The organism is Acidobacteriota bacterium, from assembly GCA_016196065.1.
GTDB lineage: Bacteria > Acidobacteriota > Terriglobia > Terriglobales > Acidobacteriaceae > Acidiflorens.
In genome coordinates this window covers 758,694-779,129 of sequence record JACPYL010000012.1, presented here as the reverse complement: position 1 = coordinate 779,129, position 20,436 = coordinate 758,694, and the positions used below count along the sequence as shown (strand labels likewise).

General features: G+C 57.8%; 21 protein-coding genes. 11 read left to right on the top strand and 10 right to left on the bottom strand.

What is annotated here, in order from left to right; all coding sequences use genetic code 11:
• Positions 1-129 precede the first annotated feature (129 nt).
• The 3 genes from HY010_15620 to HY010_15610 are packed head-to-tail and all read left to right on the top strand — an operon-like array spanning position 130 to position 2,590.
• A complete protein-coding gene (locus tag HY010_15620; protein ID MBI3477161.1) occupies positions 130-855 on the top strand; it encodes a CDP-alcohol phosphatidyltransferase family protein in 726 nt (241 codons plus the stop codon).
• The gene (locus tag HY010_15615) at positions 852-1,364 is read left to right on the top strand and encodes a GtrA family protein (protein ID MBI3477160.1); all 513 of its coding nucleotides are present in this window, start codon (positions 852-854) and stop codon (positions 1,362-1,364) included. The genes HY010_15620 and HY010_15615 overlap by 4 nt, the downstream gene beginning before the upstream one ends.
• Positions 1,361-2,590 (top strand): glycosyltransferase, encoded by a 1,230-nt coding sequence (locus HY010_15610; protein MBI3477159.1) that lies wholly within the window; start codon positions 1,361-1,363, stop codon positions 2,588-2,590. The genes HY010_15615 and HY010_15610 overlap by 4 nt, the downstream gene beginning before the upstream one ends.
• On the opposite strand, the gene HY010_15605 is transcribed toward HY010_15610, so the two are convergent.
• On the bottom strand, positions 2,553-3,659 hold the full coding sequence (locus HY010_15605; protein ID MBI3477158.1) for a hypothetical protein: 1,107 nt from the start codon (positions 3,657-3,659) through the stop codon (positions 2,553-2,555). The genes HY010_15610 and HY010_15605 overlap by 38 nt on opposite strands.
• Positions 3,660-4,137: 478 nt before the next feature.
• Between HY010_15605 and HY010_15600 the strand changes: the two genes are divergently transcribed.
• The 7 genes from HY010_15600 to HY010_15570 all read left to right on the top strand — a co-directional run bounded on the left by HY010_15600 (position 4,138) and on the right by HY010_15570 (position 11,128).
• A complete protein-coding gene (locus HY010_15600) occupies positions 4,138-5,496 on the top strand; it encodes an acetyl ornithine aminotransferase family protein (protein MBI3477157.1) in 1,359 nt (452 codons plus the stop codon).
• 52 nt (positions 5,497-5,548) lie between these two features.
• Positions 5,549-6,013: an MOSC domain-containing protein gene (locus tag HY010_15595; GenBank protein ID MBI3477156.1), complete on the top strand. Its 465-nt coding sequence runs from the start codon at positions 5,549-5,551 to the stop codon at positions 6,011-6,013.
• 159 nt (positions 6,014-6,172) lie between these two features.
• Positions 6,173-6,670 (top strand): DinB family protein, encoded by a 498-nt coding sequence (locus HY010_15590; GenBank protein ID MBI3477155.1) that lies wholly within the window; start codon positions 6,173-6,175, stop codon positions 6,668-6,670.
• Between the two features lie 69 nt (positions 6,671-6,739).
• Positions 6,740-7,648: a DMT family transporter gene (locus HY010_15585; protein ID MBI3477154.1), complete on the top strand. Its 909-nt coding sequence runs from the start codon at positions 6,740-6,742 to the stop codon at positions 7,646-7,648.
• A gap of 48 nt (positions 7,649-7,696) precedes the next feature.
• Positions 7,697-8,158, top strand: coding sequence for a YraN family protein (locus HY010_15580; GenBank protein ID MBI3477153.1), 462 nt, complete (start codon positions 7,697-7,699; stop codon positions 8,156-8,158).
• Positions 8,159-8,206: 48 nt separating this feature from the next.
• On the top strand, positions 8,207-9,247 hold the full coding sequence (gene galT / locus HY010_15575) for a galactose-1-phosphate uridylyltransferase (GenBank protein ID MBI3477152.1): 1,041 nt from the start codon (positions 8,207-8,209) through the stop codon (positions 9,245-9,247).
• A gap of 81 nt (positions 9,248-9,328) precedes the next feature.
• The gene (locus tag HY010_15570) at positions 9,329-11,128 is read left to right on the top strand and encodes a beta-glucuronidase (GenBank protein MBI3477151.1); all 1,800 of its coding nucleotides are present in this window, start codon (positions 9,329-9,331) and stop codon (positions 11,126-11,128) included.
• 302 nt (positions 11,129-11,430) lie between these two features.
• Here the strand turns inward: HY010_15570 and iscX are convergent, their stop codons facing one another.
• The 8 genes from iscX to HY010_15530 form a co-directional block, all read right to left on the bottom strand.
• The gene (gene iscX / locus HY010_15565) at positions 11,431-11,652 is read right to left on the bottom strand and encodes a Fe-S cluster assembly protein IscX (protein MBI3477150.1); all 222 of its coding nucleotides are present in this window, start codon (positions 11,650-11,652) and stop codon (positions 11,431-11,433) included.
• Positions 11,653-11,753: 101 nt separating this feature from the next.
• Complete coding sequence (locus tag HY010_15560; protein ID MBI3477149.1) at positions 11,754-12,167, bottom strand: 2Fe-2S iron-sulfur cluster binding domain-containing protein; 414 nt, start codon at positions 12,165-12,167, stop codon at positions 11,754-11,756.
• A 53-nt stretch (positions 12,168-12,220) separates the two neighbouring features.
• On the bottom strand, positions 12,221-14,116 hold the full coding sequence (gene hscA / locus HY010_15555) for a Fe-S protein assembly chaperone HscA (GenBank protein MBI3477148.1): 1,896 nt from the start codon (positions 14,114-14,116) through the stop codon (positions 12,221-12,223).
• A 92-nt stretch (positions 14,117-14,208) separates the two neighbouring features.
• A complete protein-coding gene (gene hscB / locus HY010_15550; GenBank protein ID MBI3477147.1) occupies positions 14,209-14,916 on the bottom strand; it encodes a Fe-S protein assembly co-chaperone HscB in 708 nt (235 codons plus the stop codon).
• 127 nt (positions 14,917-15,043) lie between these two features.
• Positions 15,044-15,418, bottom strand: coding sequence for an iron-sulfur cluster assembly accessory protein (locus HY010_15545; protein ID MBI3477146.1), 375 nt, complete (start codon positions 15,416-15,418; stop codon positions 15,044-15,046).
• Positions 15,419-15,518: 100 nt separating this feature from the next.
• Positions 15,519-15,935, bottom strand: a complete 417-nt coding sequence (gene iscU, locus HY010_15540; GenBank protein MBI3477145.1) for a Fe-S cluster assembly scaffold IscU — start codon at positions 15,933-15,935, stop codon at positions 15,519-15,521.
• 123 nt (positions 15,936-16,058) lie between these two features.
• Entirely contained in the window at positions 16,059-17,279 is a 1,221-nt protein-coding gene (locus HY010_15535) for an IscS subfamily cysteine desulfurase (GenBank protein MBI3477144.1), read from the bottom strand.
• Positions 17,280-17,389: 110 nt separating this feature from the next.
• Complete coding sequence (locus tag HY010_15530) at positions 17,390-17,842, bottom strand: Rrf2 family transcriptional regulator (protein ID MBI3477143.1); 453 nt, start codon at positions 17,840-17,842, stop codon at positions 17,390-17,392.
• Positions 17,843-18,129: 287 nt separating this feature from the next.
• On the opposite strand from HY010_15530, the gene HY010_15525 reads away from it, so the two are divergent.
• Entirely contained in the window at positions 18,130-18,324 is a 195-nt protein-coding gene (locus HY010_15525; protein ID MBI3477142.1) for a hypothetical protein, read from the top strand.
• 35 nt (positions 18,325-18,359) lie between these two features.
• On the opposite strand, the gene HY010_15520 is transcribed toward HY010_15525, so the two are convergent.
• Complete coding sequence (locus HY010_15520) at positions 18,360-20,360, bottom strand: hydantoinase/oxoprolinase family protein (GenBank protein ID MBI3477141.1); 2,001 nt, start codon at positions 20,358-20,360, stop codon at positions 18,360-18,362.
• Positions 20,361-20,436: the final 76 nt, after the last annotated feature.

Sequence of the window (20,436 nt, the reverse complement as noted above, 5' to 3'; positions counted from 1 at the left end):
TTTCGGCGAGTCGATATCCCACTGTAATTCATTCATAAAACAGCAGATAGCGCTTGACATCCGTTTTACCCTCTGTGCATTGTCATCCCGCTGCCCGAGCCTCATTCTGCCTCCATCTCGGAGGCACTCATGGCAACATCTCTCACCGATTTTGCGGAACAAGCCAATCCCCGGACACTCGCCGAAGCACGCCGCGCTGGATTCAAGCAGGCCACACGGGTTCATGGCAGTTTCCTGGCGACGGCCGAAAAACGCGCGCTGATATGGATCGCGGAACACATGCCGGCCTGGGTCAGTTCTGACCAACTGACACTGCTGGGATTCGCGGCGCAGATCGCAACCGGCGTCTGCTACGCCTTGGCCGCCCGGGACCGACGGATGTTGCTCGCGGCTATCGTCTGCCTCGCGGTGAACTGGTTCGGGGACAGTCTGGATGGCACGCTCGCCCGCGTTCGCCAGCAGCAGCGTCCGCGCTATGGCTTCTATGTGGATCACGTCATCGACTCGATCGGCTCGGTCGCGATGATGGGCGGGCTCGCTCTTTCGGGATACATGCATCCCGGCATCGCCACCGGATTGCTGGTTGCGTTTCTGCTGCTCTCGATCCAGTCCTACCTCGCCACCTACACGCTCGGTGAATTTCATCTTTCGTTCTGGCATTTTGGTCCGACGGAATTGCGCATCCTGCTCGCTGTCGGCAACCTCGCGCTGTTCCGGTGGGCGTGGGTGGTTCGCGGACACTATCGGCTGTTCGACGTGTCCGGCGCGATCGGCCTGGTGGGGATGGCGGCCATGTTGATCGTTGTCACGATCAAGAACACTGTCCGACTCTATCGGGAAGAGAGAATTGGATGAGTCCGCTGATGGGGCTCAAAAAAGCAAACATGTGGGGACGGGTCTCTGACCCATCCAAGCCGGGCAAGGCCCGGCAGGCTCTATCCCGCTGGCTGAAATTCAATCTCGTAGGCGGAATCGGGATCGCCGTGCAACTTCTGGCGCTGACCATCTACCGGTCTCTTCTGCATCTGGACTACCTGATGGCTACAGCCATGGCGGTTGAAACCGCGGTCCTACACAATTTCCTATGGCACGAGCGCTTTACCTGGACAGACCGTCCGGCGCTGCGATGGACGCACTCGCTCGCCCGGCTGGCCCGTTTCAATGCTACGAACGGAGCGGTTTCGATCATCGGCAACCTGCTACTGATGCGCTGGCTAGTCGGGCAGCTCAAATTCAATGCCATGGCCTCCAACGTTCTGGCGATCGGAGTCTGCGCGCTGGTGAATTTTCTGCTTAGCGACCGCCTCGTGTTTCAGAGGGAAGAAAGTGGCGCTCCCGACGGAGGCGTTACACTGGCGCGGTGAAGATCCTCTGGCACAGTTCAGGGTCCCTGCATCCCACCACCCGGGGCGGCCAGATACGCACGTTGGAAATGCTGCGGCGCTTGCGGACACGGCACGAGATTCACTACCTCGCCTTGCATGATGGATCGCCCGAAGCTTTGGCCCGCAGTTCTGAATATTGCTTCAAGGCGTGGCCCGTACCCTTTGTTCTCGCGCCGCGAGCTTCGGCGCGGTTCTGGATCCAAACCGCGGGTGCGCTGTTCTCGCATTTACCGGTGATGGTAGCGCGGAAGCGGTCGGCGGCGGCGCGGCAGTTGATCGAACAGGTATTGTCCGTCGAACATTTTGACGTCGTCGTTTGCGATTTTCTGACGCCGGTCGTCAATCTGCCATCCACCCAACCCTTCGTCCTGTTCGAGCACAACGTGGAGACCGTCATCTGGCGCCGCTATGCGGAGAGCGCCTCGGATCCGGTTCGGCGCGCTTTCTTTCGCAGCCAGGCAAAGCGCCTGCTTGCATTCGAGCGTGCCGCCTGCCGGCGAGCCACTCACGTGATCACCGTTTCCGAGGCGGATGCCGAACTGCTCCGCGAGTTAAGCGGGATCTCCCACGTATCGAGTATTCCCACCGGAGTCGACGTGGAGTATTTCTCCCGCAGCGGCCCGCCCGTCGACAGCACCAGCACTAAATTGGTCTTCGCCGGTTCCATGGACTGGATGCCGAACATCGACGGCATGGTGTGGTTCGTGCGCGAAGTATTGCCCTTAATCCGTCGCCGCTTCCCGCAGTGCACATTGACGATTGCAGGAAGGCGTCCAGCAGCGGCGATTCGCGCGCTCGCAGCCGAGCCCCTTGTTCAGGTCACGGGCACCGTGGAAGATATACGGCCGTATCTGTGGAATGCCGATGTTTCCATTGTGCCGCTCCGCATCGGAAGCGGTACGCGGCTGAAAGTCTACGAATCGATGGCAGCGGAGATTGCCGTCGTCTCAACCACGATCGGCGCCGAGGGATTGGCAGTCACTTCTCTTGAAGACATCCGACTCGCAGACACTCCGGAGGCGTTCGCCGGCGCCTGTGTGGAGTTGCTGGCGCATCCGGAATTGCGGGCCCGCCAGGCTGAAGCGGGTCTTCGCCTGGTACGCGAAAAGTTTTCGTGGGAGAAAGTGGCGGCTTGTTTTGAAGAGATTCTCGGCGGGCATGTCTCCGTCACAGGTGGATCGGCCCCGCCCCGTCACCGCGAGTAAGGTGAGTCAGCGGGAACTTCTGGTCGAAGGGCGCCAGCAGGCCCGCCAGATCGGGTGACGGAGTAAAGAACCGGTTGGTGGGCCCGGAAAGAAATCCAGCATGATCGAACGCCGCGCGCCAGCTGCGATGAGACTGGTTGCTGACGATCAAGTCCACATCAAGTCCTTCAAGAAAACCCGTTGCAGCGCAAATCACGCTGTGTTCCTGTCCCGGAACCGCCAGGCAATCCACGATGGTGCCCACCTTGAGATTTCCGAAGTGCCGGTGGTCACGCATGGTGGTGGCCAGCAGGACGGCCCAGCCGGAGACCCCGGCACTGGTACGCACAACCAGACGCTGGAAACGAGCGTCGCTGGTGGGATAGCGGGCGCGAAGAGAATCGCGGCTTCGATCCGCGAGCAAAGAGTAGGCGGTGCAGGCTCGATCCCAAAGCTCGTCGGCCCAATCCCCAAAATCGGCAGCCACAGTGGCGCCGGTTTCGCATGCCGGTGCCCGCGTCCGAAGGTGCTGGAGAGCCGCGATGGCCTGCCAACCGCCGGTGCCTGCGGCAACGTCCATCAGCAAGCGGCGGATGGGGCTCGTGCGCAACCAGGTCAGATTGCGCAGCACTTCCCGCGGGTGGATGCAACGGAAGTAGAACGGCGTTTCCGCAATCATCCAATTTTGTCCGGCGAGCAAGCGCGGAAGGGGACGGGTCTTGTCGCCCAACCCCAGGCAGTACAACATCGAGCATTTTTGCAGGGCATGGGACAACAGTGCGCGGCCGGTGCCCTTGTGCCTGGCGTCAATAAAGCCCTCGGAGAGCGGTAAACGGAAATTGGCGACGCGATGAGGTTGGCGGTTGGCGGCCCAGGTCTCGTAGGTTAGGAAATAGGCACCCCGAACATCGCAACCGTCGACCGCCAGTACGTGTTCGCGGGAAAACGCGTCCTCAGCGCCGGCAGCCGGCATTGCCGGGCAGGGCTCCGGAAACCGGAGTTCCTCTTCCAGCCCACCTGCGAGCATGCGCGCGTTGAACTCGCGCACGCTGCCGGTCCATTCTTCGGTGTAGGGAACGAACTCGAGCATTGGGGCATACCGTTCTCAAAAAGAATAAAGACCTTGTTTTGGCCCGGTGGAATACCGGCATCGCCCCAGTTAGTCGGATAGTGTAGTCCAGATACGCGGCGAAGCCCACCTCCAAGAAATACAGGTAATCTAAAGTTGATCTCTCAGTAACCTGGTTGGGGGTTCCGCTACCGTAGAATCCAAGCTATAATTAAGCCAGTAATCATGCGTACGAACGGCTCCATCTCGCGGATGTGCTGGATCGAAGGACGCGCTTGTCCTCGCCGGTATCTCTGCGTTCTACCCTCGAATGTTCGCGCCGGCCTCTTCGGCAGCGACTAGTTCGTCGCATCCTTCGCCAACGCCAGTGGCATTCAGCTATTCGCTCCTAGCCACTCGCCTCTAGCTTGCCAAGTCCAAACGATTCGATCGAACGATCTTCGCTTGCGACTCCCGACCACTGAGAACCAAGAACCGAGAACTAGATCCGGAGGATCCCATGACCACCAAGACTCTGACTGCCGGCCCCAAGCTGATGACAAAGATTCCGGGCCCCAACGCTGCTCGCATCGTGGCGGGCGATGACAAGATTATTTCGCCGTCTTACACGCGTTCGTATCCGCTGGTCGCCAAGCGCGGCCGCGGCATCGTGATTGAAGACGTGGACGGCAACGAGTTCTTCGACTTCTCCGCAGGCATTGCCGTGACTTCAACCGGCCATTGCCATCCGGAAGTGGTGGCGGCGATTCAGAAGCAGGCCGGCGAGCTGATTCACATGTCGGGCACCGACTTCTACTACGAGAGCATGGTGACGCTCGCCAATCGCCTTTCAAAGATCGCTCCCATGCCCGGCCCGCACCGGGTTTATTACGGCAATTCCGGAGCGGAAGCCGTCGAGTGCGCTCTGAAACTGGCTCGCTATCACACCAAGCGCCAGCAGGTGATCGCGTTCTTCGGCGCATTCCACGGACGCACCATGGGCGCGCTCTCGCTTACGGCATCGAAGCCGCAGCAGAAGCGCCGTTTCGCGCCGCTGGTTCCGGGCGTGACGCACGTGCGTTATCCCGATGTGTATCGCGGCTGCGCAGGCGGACCGCAGGACGCTGAGAAGTTTGCCCTCGGCTGCGCTCGCTTCATCGAAGACAAACTGTTCAAGACCACCGTCGCTCCCGAAGAAGTCGCGGCAATTTTCGTCGAGCCGGTTCAAGGCGAAGGCGGGTATGTCGTCGCGCCGACCATCTTCATGCAGGAACTGCGCCGCATCTGCGACAAGCACGGCATCCTGCTCGTCGTCGACGAAGTACAGTCCGGCATGGGACGCACCGGCAAGTGGTGGGCCGTCGAGCACACCGGAGTGCATCCTGACATCGTCTGCAGCGCCAAGGGTATTGCATCCGGCATGCCGCTGGGCGTGGTCATCAGCAAGGAAGAAGTGATGGACTGGATTCCCGGCTCGCACGCGTCGACGTTCGGCGGCAACCCGGTTTGTATCGCCGCTGCTCTCGCCACGCTCGACGTGATCGAGAAGGAAGGCCTGCTCAAGAACTCGCAGGAAGTGGGCGACTACATGCGCGCCCGGATGGCGGACTGGCCGAAGAAGCACAGGATCGTCGGCGACGTTCGCGGACGCGGCCTGATGGTCGGCGTCGAAATCGTAAAAGATCAGAAGACGCGCGAGTACGCTCCCGAGCAGCGTGACCGCATCGTGGAACTCGCTTTCGATCGCGGGATTCTGTTCCTGGGTTGTGGCCCGAGCACGGTTCGTATTTCGCCGCCGCTGGTCGTCACCAAGGAAGAGGCCGATGTAGCCATCGACGCTCTGGAAGAGTCGATCTCCATCGTCGAGAAAAACGCGTAAGCAGCCCGGCTAGCCTTTCGTAAACCATCGGCTAGCCAATCGGAGGTGTGCGATGTGGAACGGAAGAGTGGAATCGATCCACATCGCCTCCGCTCCCAAAGGGCCGGTACAGGCTCTGGATCATGCAGTTCTGATTCCGCGTGTCGGACTCGAAGGCGATCGGTATGCCCTTAAGCAAGGCACGTTCTTCAAACCCGAACCGGATTTCGAACTGACGTTGATCGAGGCGGAGGCGCTGGAAGCGCTGCGTCGCGAATACAACGTCGAACTTTCAGCAGGCGAGGCTCGCCGCAATATTGTCACGCGCGATGTGCCGTTGAATCATCTGGTGGGAAAAGAGTTTGTCATCGGCAACATTCGCATCCGCGGCATTCGTCTGTGCGAACCCTGCGACCATCTGCAACGGGTAACCGGCAAGCAAGTGATCAAAGGGCTGCGCCATCGCGGCGGATTGCGCGCGCAAATATTGACGCAAGGGGCGATCAGCGTCGGCGACGCAGTAACGCCTTCGCCGTAGAAGCGCGGCTTGCCGCGACAGATGAGCTGCATTCCCCAGCGGCTGAAGCCGTCAATTGGGATCTTTTGAACCACAGCGGTAAACCGCTGCGCCACCCAAAACCAGTTCAGCAACCGGAACACAGCAGCAATGGAACCGAAGTTAAGAACGGAATTGACCATGGGCGACACCACAATGCGCGAACTCGTATACGGCAGAGGCGCTCATGTGGATCCCATGGCGTGCGTCGAAGACATCGGCGCCGATCTTGCAACACGGACCGTGGCGGGGTATCCCCACTCGATCTGGCAGATCGTCGAGCACATGAATTACTGGATGGAATACGAGTTCCGCAGAATCGCCGGAGAGCGCCTGTCTTATCCCGATCATGCGATTGAAAGCTGGCCCACCCATCCTGATCCTGCCGGCGAATTGCAGTGGCAAGCGGTACGCGAGCGTTTCGGCAACTTGCTCGGAAGGCTAGCGTCGCTGGCTGAAACGGATGATGCATCGCTTGCGCAGGAAGTGCTTCCAGATAAACCTGACTCGCCGCCATCAACAACGGCCGCAATCCTGAAACAGATTGTGGCACACAACAGTTATCACGTCGGCCAGGTCGCCATGCTCCGGCGACAGTGCAACCAATGGCCTCCTCTTCGAGGCGGAGATAGCTGGTAAGCCGTAACCTCTGTTCCTCCGCCTCATCCAATAGCTAAACCCAGTTTCATCGATTTTGAGGATTTCCCTATGCCGCGTTTTACAAGTCGTACCCTCATCGCACTCGCTGTCGCCCTGACCTTGTGGGCGTCGGCCTTCGCAGGGATTCGCGCTGGTCTCCGCGCGTACTCGCCGGGACATCTCGCGATCCTGCGCTTTCTCGTGGCTTCTCTCGTGCTTGCGATCTACGCCGGCATCGCGCATTTTCGCCGTCCGAAGCTACGCGACATCCCAGGGTTGGTTCTCACCGGAGCAATCGGCATTACGTTCTACAACATCGCGCTGAACTACGGGGAGACGCGCGTCACGGCCGGCGCCGCCAGCTTGCTGATTGCGTCGGTCCCCATCTGGACTGCGCTGTTTGCGCGCTTCATGCTGCACGAAAAACTTACGTCCCTGGGATGGTGCGGCGTGTTGCTGAGCTTCGCAGGAGTCGCGCTCATTGCCAGCGGAGAGGGCGAAGGCATCCGCTTGTCTCCCCAGGCGTTGGTGATTCTTGCTGCGGCGCTGACCTCGTCCGTCTACATGATCATGCAGAAGCATTATCTGGGCCGATACAGTGCGCTGGAATTTACCGCTTACTCGATCTGGTTTGGGACACTCCTGATGCTGCCATTCGGCCGTGGCTTCTTCCATTCCCTTCGAGTAGCGCCGGCTGCAGCAACGTTGTCGGTGATCTATCTTGGAATTTTTCCCGGGGCTTTGGCGTACGTCGCGTGGGCCTATGTCATGTCACACGGCACTGCGGGACGCACCGCAACATTGCTTTACCTGATTCCAGTGATGGCGATCGGGATCGCGTGGGTGTGGCTGGGCGAAGTGCCACGCTGGATTTCGCTGGCCGGCGGCGCAATCGCACTCGCGGGAGTGGTCCTCGTCAACACCAAGGGAAAAATAGTGCATCACGAAATCGAGGAGAATATACCAACTGCAGCGTGACCGCTGTCACAACCGCGTGATCGCGCCACGCCTATAGTGAGAACTCTTATGTTCGCCGGGCGCATCACCCAGGTCACTCTTCGAGCGTTGGACTGGCTGGCAGCGCATACGCTCCCCCCCGAGGACATGCCTGCGCACCAGCGTACCGGCCGCCGTGGTGAAGAAGAGGCGTATTTCTACCTCCGCCGAAAGGGCTACGTAATCATCTCCCGGAATTTTCGCTCTCCGCATCATCGTGGCGAACTCGATCTGGTTGGATGGGACAAGGACGTGCTCTGCTTCATTGAAGTGAAGACTCGAACGACCCGCGACGTGAAGCCCGCCGAGGCTGCCGTGGACCACGATAAGCAAAAAGAGTTGCGAATGGTGGCGCGTGATTTCCTGCGCGCTATGCCACCCTCGTGCCAGTGGCGCTTTGACGTGCTGGCGATATACTACGAAGCGGGCCGGGAAGTGTCGTTCGAACTGTTTCAAAATGCCTTTTCCCCTTCCGTGTCGTACAATCGCTGACTGCGAACTTCGAAACTTCGGAAAGGCCCTACTGAAAGGATTTAGTACGTGCCTGAATTAAGAAAAGACCCCATCGTAGGACGATGGGTGATTATCTCCACGGATCGCGCCAAGCGCCCCACCGACTTTGCCCGTGAACCGCTCAAGAACAAGGCTGGCAGCTTTTGTCCGTTCGACTATGGCAACGAGAGCAAGACTCCGCCTGAGATTCTGGCGTACCGCCCCAGCCCGAACGGCTCGGCGTCCATGAAAGACAGCCCCGGCTGGACCGTACGCGTTGTGCCCAACAAATTTCCGGCACTCGGCATCGAAGGCGACCTCAACAAACAAGCCGAAGGCATGTTCGACAAGATGAATGGCATCGGCGCGCACGAGGTAATCATCGAAACGCCCGATCACAACGCGACCCTGGCCACCCTTCCCGCGCGGCGGATCGAAGATGTGCTCTGGGCTTTTCGCGATCGCATCCTCGATCTGAAGAAAGACCGGCGCTTCAAGTACATCCTGATCTTCAAGAATCATGGAGAAGCCGCGGGCGCTTCACTCGAGCACTCTCATTCCCAGCTGATTGCGTTGCCGATTCTGCCGATTTACGTCGTGGAAGAAATTCAGGGAGCCAAGCAATACTACATTTACAAAGAGCGCTGCGTGTTCTGCGACATCATCCGCCAGGAAATCGATAACGGCATTCGCGTGGTCGCGGAAAACGAAGACTTTCTAACCGTTGCTCCTTATGCGCCACGCTTCCCTTTCGAAACCTGGATCCTGCCGAAACGGCATGAGTCCGCGTTCGAAAACGCGTCGTCGCATATGTTCGAGAATCTTGCGAAAGCACTGAAGTTGCTGCTCATGAAGGCGGATCGAGTGCTCGACAACCCTCCTTACAACCTGGTGATTCATTCTTCCCCGGTGCAGGATCCCAATAACGAGCACTATCACTGGCATATCGAGTTCATGCCGAAGCTGACCAAGACTGCCGGCTTCGAATGGGGAACAGGGTTCTACATCAACCCAACCCCGCCGGAAGAAGCCGCCCGATTTCTACGCGAAGCCAGCGTGGAAGAGCCGGCGCCTCTCGCAACAAAATAGGACGTGAAACCCGGAAGTTTGTAGCATGGGACCCGGCGTGGGAAGCCGAGGCAAGGGTGTATTCTTGACGCTTCAAAACCCATGCGCTACTTCTTGTTTGTCGCCGTCCTCGTCACATTAACCTCAGCTCAAACGACGCCGGCGCCCCTGATCAACAATCCTTCCGGGCGCACGAATATCAGCCTGAACGGGGCATGGCACATCATCATCGACCCCCTGGAGTCAGGCCTCGAGGCGCAGTACTACAAGAATCGAAAGCCCAAAGACCGCAGCGACCTCGTCGAGTACGACTTCGATTCCTCCGAGACGCTCAATGTGCCCGGCGACTGGAACACACAAAAAGAGAAACTGCACTTTTATGAAGGTCCAGTCTGGTACGAGAAGTCATTTGCGTACAAGAAGCGTGCCCACACGCGCGCCTTCGTCTATTTCGGAGCAGTCAATTCTCTGGCGCGCGTCTATCTGAATGGTCAGAAGTTGGGCGAGCACGAGGGCGGTTTTACTCCTTTCAACTTCGAAATCACGAGCCTCCTGAAGGACGGCGACAATTTTCTGGTGGTAGAGGCCGACGATACTCGCCGCCCCGACGCAGTTCCATCGTTACGCACCGACTGGTGGAACTACGGCGGCATGACGCGCGACGTGTTGCTCGTAGAAACACCAGAAATATTCGTTCGCGACTACTGGATTCAGTCCGCCAAGAGATCAGCCAATGAAATTGCTGGTTGGGCTCAGCTTGATGGCGATCAGCGAGCCGGTCAGCAGGTGGTAGTGGAGATCCCCGAAGCAGGATGGAAGCACGCAGTAACTGCGGACGCCACCGGCCGCGCCGAATTCCATTTTCCAGCTTCGCTGCAACTGTGGTCTCCGGAGAATCCAAAGTTGTACGACGTTGCCGTCTCATCGGGCGGAGAAACCGTCCATGATCGCATCGGATTTCGCACCATCGAGACACGTGGGACGCAGATCCTGCTGAACGGCAAGCCCGTATTTCTGCGCGGAATTTCGATACACGAAGAGGCACCCCTTCGAGGCGGACGCGCGTATAGCGAAGAAGACGCACAGACTCTTTTCGGATGGGCCAAAGACCTGGGGTGCAACTTCGTCCGCCTGGCGCACTATCCACACAATGAAAATGAAATACGGATGGCAGACCGCATGGGACTGCTCGTCTGGTCGGAGATCCCCGTCTACTGGGACATCTCATGGAAGAATCCGGCCACACTAACGAATGCGCAACAGCAACTGCGGGAGTCCATTGCGCGGGATCACAATCGCGCTTCCGTCATATTCTGGTCCCTCTCAAACGAGACTCCAGTAAAGCCGGAACGAACCGAATTTCTACGGCGCCTCGCTGATCAAGCACGCGAACTCGATTCCACTCGCCTGATCACCTCGGCACTAAACCACGTGGACGATGATGGCCCCGACCGGCGTGTGCTCAACGACCCCGCCGGCAAATTTCTGGACGTCCTGGGATTGAATGAATATTTCGGCTGGTATTACGGCCGTCCTGAGGATGCCGACCGGCAGCAATGGTCCAGTAAATTCGACAAGCCGCTCATCGTCAGCGAGTTTGGTGGCGAAGCGCCTCAAGGACGACACGGCGACAGTGCAGCCCGATGGACGGAGGAATATCAATCGAACCTGTTCGTGCATCAGCTGACGATGGTCGACAAGATTCCTGGCCTGGCTGGACTGTCACCATGGCTGCTCGTAGATTTTCGTTCTCCGCGCAGGCCCTTGCCGGGAATTCAGGATTACTTCAATCGCAAAGGCTTGCTCTCGGATAAGGGACAGCGCAAGCAGGCCTTCTTCGTCTTGCAGAAGTACTATCGCGAGAAGGAAGAACACACGCGGACCGATACGACAAAAAAGTAGGCACGGCTTCTACGCCGTGCCTTCCAGGAGGATACTCCAACCAGCGACTGTGGTCCGCACTGCCCTCATCCTGAAGCACCACAGCCAGCAGGACTGGCCGTCCCCGGTAACTCCCAAATAAGGTAGCGCGACTAACCCTCGTGCCACAGCGCTCTATGATGAAGGTTAAAGCTCCCTCACTAGGTAGGATGTCATGGAAGAGTAAAAAGATTGTTACAAGAAAAAATAAGACGTACTACACATTGGTGCACATGCGATGCAAGATGTCTGCCGGCCTGCGTCGAGCATGGCCCGTGGTCATCTCAACCTTGGGTTCGATCTAGAACCTCGGCATGCCACGCCATCTGAATGGCCTCCAGCTTTCCTTCGTTGGACTTTTTGGGATCGTCCTTGAAGTCAGGAAGTTCGACGACGTATTTGTGCAGGTCGGTAAAGCGGACACTGAGCGGATCGATTTCCGGATGCGCTTCCGACAACAAGATTCCGATGTCTTCAGCATCTTCCCACGCGAGTTGCTTCGGCATGAACGAGAGCCTCCTGAGGACAGCAAACTGACGGGCCGTACTCGAATTCCGATCTCGGCGAGACGAGCTAGGTGCTAACGGCCAGATGCCATTGCTGCTTCTTAATGTGTTTCCGAAACGTAGTTGCGATTCCATGCGGGAATCTCTACGACGACTTTGCCCGGCTTGTTGATCACCGCCTGACACCCGAGGCGCGAATTCAGTTGCAGATCGGCCGCCATGTCGAGTTTGTCGGCTTCGTCGTCTTCCATGGCGGAGATCAGCTCCGCGCCTTCCTTCACCCAGATGTGGCACGTGGTGCAGGCACAATTTCCGCCGCAAGCGTGGTCGAGATGGATCCCGTTGTTCAGCGCCACATCGAGTAGCGACTCCGGCTTGCCATGATCTTTGTACGGCAGTTTGCCATGCTCGAAGGTGACCGTCTTGCCCTCGGGAAGAAATGTAACTTCCACCGTGTTTTCACCGGGAGAATCCACCGTCGCCGTTCCTGCGCCTTGCGTTTTTGTATCTGACATCGTTGCTCCTGAAATTATAGTAGCCAGAACGCTTTTTGAGACTGAGACCTGCCCTACTGAAACTCCGCTTTCGCCACCGGATGCCCCGCATTGCCGCCATCGCCGAGATCGGTCTCACCCATTGTTTTTCCTTTAAGGGCTGCAGACACTGCGGTGTCCATCATCAACTCCGCCAGATGCATCGTGGCCTGGTTGAGCGTATCGATGGACTTACGGATCGCCTGGTAATCATCGCCGGTTTGCACCGTTTCCAATTCCTTCTCCAGCATCGCGATGCGATCGCGTTCGTCGCTCGTCAGCACACGCCAGGCTTCGTTTTTCTTTCCTTTGGCGAGCGCCGTAAGAATCGTCTCGGCTTCGCGCCGAGCTTCGATCACCTGGCGCTGCCGGAAATCTTCCTCGGCGAAGTCGTAGGACTCGAGCAGCATTCCCTCGACCTGCTCGTCGGTCAGACCGTAGCTCGGCTGCACTGCGATCTGAGCTTCCTGGCCGCTGCGCTGCTCGCGTGCCGATACCTGCAGGATGCCGTTCGCGTCGATGAGGAACTTCACTTCGATTCGCGGCAGTCCCGCTGGCATCGGCGGAATGCCCTTCAGGTCAAAGCGCGCCAATGACCGGCAATCCCGCGCCAGTTCGCGTTCGCCTTGCAACACATGAATCGCGACGTTGGTCTGACCATCGACTTGGGTCGTGTAATGTTGTGTCGCGGACGCAGGCACGGTCGAATTGCGCAGGATGATCTTGTCCGTCACGCCGCCGGCTACTTCGATTCCAAGCGAAAGAGGTGTGACGTCGAGCAGCAACATCTCCTTCGTGATATCGGACCCGCCACCCAGAATGTGCGCCTGCACCGCCGCCCCCAATGCAACCACCTCATCAGGATTGAGATCCGTGTGCGGAACTCGCCCAAATAGGTTTTGAACGAGTTGCCGGACCTTCGGAATGCGCGTGGATCCGCCGACCAACACGACTTCGTCAATCTGTTCGGGTCTAAGTCCCGCATCTTTCAACGCCTGCTTGCTGGGCGCAACTGTGCGTTCAATGACAGGCTGGATCAGCTGTTCGAATCCTTCGCGCGTGATTTCGCGCTGGTAGCGCTGTCCGCCGGGCAATTCCACATCAAGCTTCGCGGAGGCCTCCGACGAAAGAGCAACCTTCGCCTCAATCACGGCTTTGCGGATGCGCGCGACCGCCTCGCCATTTCTCCGCACATTCAGCTTCAAATCGCCCTGTATGTCGTCGAGCGCAATCGAGATCAGCAGATTGTCGATGTCGTCGCCGCCAAGGTGCGTGTCGCCATTCGTGGATATGACTTCAAAGATCCCATCGTGCAACTTGAGAATCGAAATGTCGAACGTGCCGCCGCCCAGGTCGTACACGGCCACGATGCCGTTCTTCTTTTTGTCGAGACCATACGCGAGTGAGGCCGCCGTCGGCTCGTTCACAAGGCGCAGAACATCCAGTCCTGCAATGCGTCCAGCATCTTTTGTCGCTTGCCGTTGCGCATCGTTGAAATATGCCGGGACAGTGATGACTGCCTTCGTGACCGGTGCCGCAAAAAAGCGCTCCGCGTTCCGCTTCAGTTGCCGCAACACATGCGCGGAAATTTCCGGCGGGTTGTAAGACCGCTCTCCTACTTTGATGCGCAGGACTTCACCGGGCTGAATGTCGTCGGCCAGGTGAAACGGAAAGAATTTCAGCTCTTCTTGAATGTCTTCCACGCCGCGTCCCATCAGCCGTTTGACCGAGTAGACTGACCGTTCCGGCGTCTCGATCAAATACTTGCGCGCCGCATTGCCGACAACAATCTGATTTTTCTCGTCGAGCGCAACCACCGACGGCACAAGATTCAGTCCATCTTCTCCCGGAATGACGACAGGCGAATCTCCGCGCATATACGCCACCAGAGAATTCGTGGTCCCGAGATCGATGCCGACGATGTAGTCCATTTGGTAATTTCGCAATCGGGTAATTTGGTAATTGTTGTCGATAGTCTGGGTTTTTAAATTGCAAAATACCCGACTACCAAATTACAAAATCTTTAGCCTTCCAGAGCTTCATTTACGTCCCGTACCAGGTTCCGCACGTAGTTTCTGCGATTCAGTACGTCCACCATGTGGTCGCGGATTTTCAGGCGCTCTGCTTCTGTACAGCCGTCTACTGCTTTGTCCCACTGCGTCCAATCAGCTTGAAGTTCGGCCAGCAAGGCACCGTTCTTTTCTTCCAGATGAAGTTTCGCTTTCCCGATTTCTTCGAGCAACGCGGGATCATTCTCACCCATCTTCTTCTGCATCTTGAATTCTTCAAGCTGCAGGTTCAGCTCAAACACTTCTTCCAGAAGATCGGGCGGCACAACTTGCTTTTTTACTTCTCCACTCGCACGAGCCTTCTCTGTGGCCTGTTTGGACTGCTCTTCAAGCTCTACTCCTTCCAAGCGCAACAGATATTCCGTGCGCTTGATCGGATCTTTGAGCGTGCGATACGCGTCGTTGAGCAGCGAACTTTGCTCCAGGCTCCAGGACCGCTCCTGGCTATCGGCCTGCGCTGACATATCCGGATGGAGTCTCCGGCTGAGGGCGTAAAACTCTTTTTCAAGCAGCGCGGTGTCCAGTTCCAATTTGCGCGGAAAACCGAAGAACATGAAGTAGTCCGCGGGTGCGGGCGGCTGCACTTTGCCGCAGGCACTACAAAAATGAACGGCCCGCATGGTTCCGCAGGACCAGCAACTCGAGGTCTCGTCCCCCGGCATGATCAACGACGATTTGGATTCTGGATTTGCCATGCAAAAATCTTGGGCGGATATGTGTGGGGACAGGTCGTCGACCTGTCCTGCACAGGTCAGAGACCTGTGCCCACAGAACCTGTGCCCACAAGAGCTATGCGGAGAACGACGTGCCGCAGCCGCAGGACTTCGTCGAGTTCGGATTTACGAACACAAAGCCCTGCTGCATGAGCGTCTCCTGATAATCAAGAACCATCCCGTGCAGATAGATAAACGACTTCGGGTCCACGAACACACGCACATCGCCAAATGTGAACACGCGATCCCGCTCACGAGGCTGCGTATCGAAACGAACGCTGTAACTCAGTCCCGAGCATCCACCGCCCTGCACGCCGAGGCGAAGGCCTCCCTGCTCGGGCGAGATGCCTTCCTTCTCCATCGCCGCACGCACCTTGGCGATCGCCTTGTCAGTGATCTGGATCCCTTTGACAGGAGCCGCGGGCGCTGCGGATTGTGTCGTTTGTTCCATAGGGAGCTACGGGCTTCGAGCCGCTAGCTACGAGCAACCTGAACGCCGAGCGGTTTGGCATTGATCGCTCGAAGCTCGCCGCTCGTGGCCTGCAGCGGTCTTACTGCGCTGTCTGAACCGCTACCGGCTTCGTCGCGTCCTGCTTCTTCTTCCAGTCACCAATCGCCGCGCGGATGGCGTCTTCTGCCAGTACCGAGCAGTGAATCTTGACCGGAGGCAACGCGAGTTCCTTCACGATCTCCGTATTCTTGATCGCGAGAGCTTCGTCGATGGTCTTGCCTTTCACCCACTCGGTGGCGAGCGAGGACGAGGCAATGGCCGATCCGCAGCCAAAGGTCTTGAACTTCGCGTCTTCAATCACGTTCGTTTCCGGATTGACCTTGATCTGCAGCTTCATGACGTCGCCACACTCGGGCGCGCCAACCAGACCGGTGCCCACGTCGGCGCTGGCCTTGTCCATGGAACCAACGTTGCGTGGATGGTTGTAGTGGTCAATCACTTTATCGCTATACGCCATGTGTTCTCCTCACTCTTTCAAAATCTAAAACTTAGGCTGCGAGCTTCGAGCCGCGAGCTTCGAGCAATCAAAATCAAGTTACAAGAAACCCTGCTCGCTCGCAGCTCGGGGCCCGAAGCAGTGCTAGTGCGCTTCTCCAACCCACTTCACGGACTTCAGATCGATGCCTTCTTTCGCCATCTCGTAAAGCGGCGAAAGTTCACGCAGACGTTCAACGGTCTCGATCACGCGATCCGCTACGTAGTCGACTTCGGCCTCGGTATTAAAACGTCCGATGCCGAAACGGATCGAGCTATGCGCCAGATCGTCGCCCGTGCCCAGAGCCTTCAATACATAGGATGGCTCCAGCGTCGCCGAGGTGCAGGCCGAACCGCTCGATACCGCAATATCATTGATGCCCATCAGCAGCGACTCGCCTTCCACGTAAGCGAAGCTGATATTCAAGTTGCCCGGCAGCCGCTGCTCCATCGAGCCGTTGATATAGGTCTCGTCGAGACGGCCCATGATTTTGTCGCGCAGCCGATTCCGCAGGCCGGCGATCTTGCAGGACTCCTGTGGCATTTCTTCCATCGCAATCGCGCAGGCCTTGCCGAGACCAGCGATGCCGGGAACATTCAGCGTTCCAGATCGCATGCCGCGTTCGTGGCCTCCGCCATCGATCATCGGCACCAGCTGCACGCGCGGGTTCTTGCGGCGCACATACAGAGCGCCCACGCCCTTCGGCCCATACAGCTTGTGTCCAGTGATGGACGCGACGTCGATGTTCATCTTGTTGACATCGACCGGAACTTTGCCAATCGCCTGCACCGCGTCAGTGTGGAAAATGACGCCGCGCTCGCGACAAAGCGTTCCGATTTCCGCCAGCGGCTGAATCACGCCGATTTCATTGTTCGCAGCCATGATCGTAACCAGGATCGTCTTGTCGTCCATGGCGCGTTTCAGGTCGTCGAGATCAACCAGGCCACTCTTCTGCACCGGCAAATATGTGACGCGGAAGCCATACTTCTCGAGATGCTTACAGGTATCAAGCACCGCCTTGTGCTCGGTGACCGCGGTGATGATGTGGTTGCCCTTCTCGCGATACATCTCGGCAACGCCCTTGATGGCGAGGTTATCGCTCTCGGTTGCGCCTGACGTAAAGATGATTTCTTTCGCGGTCGCTCCAATCAACTTCGCGATGCGCTCACGCGATAATTCAACCGCTTCTTCTGCCGCCCATCCAAAAGGATGATTGCGGCTCGCGGCGTTGCCAAATTTCTCCATGAAGTAAGGCAGCATTTCTTCCAGAACTCGCGGATCAAGCTGCGTGGTCGCGTGATTGTCCATGTAGATCGGCAGTTTAATGCCGTCTGCTGCCGCGCGCTGTTCGTTGGTCTGGGTGGCTGGGGGCGCCGTCTTCACATCCGTGCTCATGATTGCTGTTCTCCTCAAATCTCTTGCCGGCGAGTCGCCGGCTAAATGATCGTTACGAGTTCCGCCGGTTTTGAAATCTCAATCATTTCCGGCTCTTCTCGCATGTGCGATATTTTGATCTTCTTCAACACCTGCTCGATGCTTTCATTTACTTTGCGCAACGGTTCGCGAATCGTGCAGCGGTCCGTCTGATCGCATTCGCCCCGCACCGTGATGCAGGAAGTAATAAAGAGCGGGCCATCGATCGCCTGGATGACCTCAAACGCCGAAATCGTATTCGGATCGCGGGCCAGGGTATATCCACCGTTAATCCCGTGTTGCGATCGCAGCAAGCCGGCCTTCGCCAGCCGTTGCAGAATCTTCGCCAGTGCTTCCTGCGGGATGCCGTAGGCTTCGGCCACGTCCTTGGCGCTGCATGAACCCTTCGGGGCACGCTCGGCGAAGTGCTTCATCGCCATCAGGCCGTAGTCCGCTTTTTTGGTCAGTTTCAGCATTGCTTGTAATGCCGACCGATAAGGTCGTATAGATTGCCGACTGTTTTGGTCGCATATACATATTACTGCCGTTGGGAGCCCGAACGCAAGCCCACGCAGGCAACGGCTGAATTTTGCAATGGACGGCAAGTTTAGTGCTCTGAACAGGTTAGCGAGGGCTTCGCGGCGAGTAATCGGAATGCCGGTCTGAGGGTACTTGACATCCTGAACCAGCGTTCTAAAATACGGCAAATTTCCCGGTTATTGGAATCAGCCGCTCTTTCAGAATCAGAGCGGACCCGGAATCTATGACGACAAGCCCGCCGCCGCAACCCCCTGCCAAGACCACTCCGCAGCCGTGTAAGCATCCCCGGGTGCAGATCGTTTCCCGCGTCGAAGACACCGAATATGTGGAATGCAAAGAGTGCGGGGACGTCTTCGAGTCCAGCGAGTTCAAAGATATGGCGCTGGAAGAGGGTAAAGCGCCCGAGGAAGAAGGCTGAGATAGGCTCGAGATAGAGATGGGGATTGCCCGATCTCACTTGATCGCAATCAGAAGGTTCTCCGCTCGATCAACCCAGAATTTCCTGCCCGGTGGGATAACTGTGGTCGCGCTGTATTCCGTGACCACGGCTGGACCTCTTAACGATTGATCTGGAATCAAGTCGCCGCGTTCGTATACCGGAGTGATGACGGCCTTTCCCTGGAAAATGACTTTTGCTCGCTCGAGCGGCTTTGCCCTTCCCGAGGGTCTGCCGACAGCCTTGTCCCTGGTGATGTCTAATCCTTGCGCCTTGACTCTTGCCCGCAACCGCACGGTCACCAACTCGATTTCCTTCGCTGCATGGTGATATCCGTAGCGTCGTTGATGTTCCTGATGAAAGTGGGCTGTCGCATCTCCGGTAGCAGGAACGTTGAGTTCATAACCTTGTCCCCGGTAACGCAGATCGAGACTGCGTTCGAAGATCGGACGTCCGACCCATCTTTCCGCAAGAAACTCTTTTCGCGCCAGGACCTCAAGCTTTCGAAATTCTCGTTCCAATTCTGGGCGCGGTTTTCTCGTGGAAAGATTCCACAGTAAAGTTCGCGAAAAATCTTTGACTGCGTCGCTGACCAGAATTCCAAATGCCGAGAGTGCTCCCGGGCGAGCCGGCACGATGACCGTTGGGATGCCCAACGACTGGGCGAGTTCGCAGGCGTGCAAGCCACCCGCTCCTCCAAACGCGACCAGGGCAAAGTCGCGGGGATCGTAGCCGCGCTCGATCGACACGACGCGCAGGGCCCGCTCCATGTTGGCGTTCACAACTTGCAACACCCCTGCAGCAAACTGCAGGAGCGTCAAACGCGAGTTCTCCTTCTTCAACCATTCGGACGTGAGACTGCGAGCACGTTCCGCCTGCAGAGCGAATTCACCACCTAGAAAGCGATCCGCGCGCAGTCTTCCCAAAATCAGGTTGGCATCGGTGACCGTGGGCTGCGTGCCGCGGCCATAACAGATTGGTCCGGGATCGGCGCCCGCCGATTCTGGCCCAACACGCAATGCGCCGCCAGCGTCGAAGCGAGCCAGCGAACCACCACCCGCGCCGACCGTGTGGATGTCGAGCATGGGCACGCCGACGGGAAATCCCGCCACTTCACCGGCAATGCTGGGACGCGCCTCGCCTTCAACCAGAGCGACGTCGGTGGAAGTTCCTCCCATGTCGAAGGACAATATGCGTGGGAACCCGCTGCGCGCCGCCATCGCGGCCGCGCCCACCAACCCTCCGGCAGGACCAGACAGTACGGTTCGAACTGGCTCGCGAGCAGCGGCATCCAGCGACGTGATCCCGCCGCTGGATTGCATGACGAAGATGCGCGGTGTCGCAGCCAGTGATCGCTCGCTGAGATTTTTGGCCCGCTCGCCAATTTTCTGCAGATAGCTTTGCATCAGCGGTTGCAAATAAGCATTCACCACCACCGTGCTGGTGCGCTCGTACTCGCGAAACTCGGGGAGAATCTTGTGAGAGGCGGAAAGCGGCTTGCCTAGTTTCGCCAGAGCCGCTGCCACCGCTATTTCGTCATTCGGATTCGCGAACGAGAATAAGAGCGAGATGGCGATCGCATCCGCATTCGCACTGGCGACCATTTCCCTCAGGCGTTCCAGTCCCTCGACCGAAGGAGTTTCCAGGACCTGTCCGTCCGCGCTGATTCTTTCTTTGATTCCGAAGCGCAGTTCTCGTGGCACAAGCGGAGGTACGCGCTCGAAGAAGAAGTCATACAACTGCGAACGCGCCTGACGTCCGATTTCGATGACATCTTCAAATCCGGAAGTCGTGATCAGAGCTACCCGCGCGCCCTTTCGTTGCAGAAGCGCGTTGGTGCCAACCGTCGTGCCATGGAGAAGCGTGAAATTTTCCGTGACGCCGATTTTCTGTAGTGCCTCGGCAATCGCCCGCGAAGGATCGTCAGGCGTCGAAAACACCTTCAGCGTTTTGAGCACACTGCCTGCCGCCCACACGCAGTCCGTGAAGGTCCCACCCGTATCAATCGCAATGCGGATTTCGCGACGCGTTGCTCGTGCCATGAACAGGGGAAGAGTACCAGAAGCAGCCCTCAGCAATCAGTACTCCGCCTTC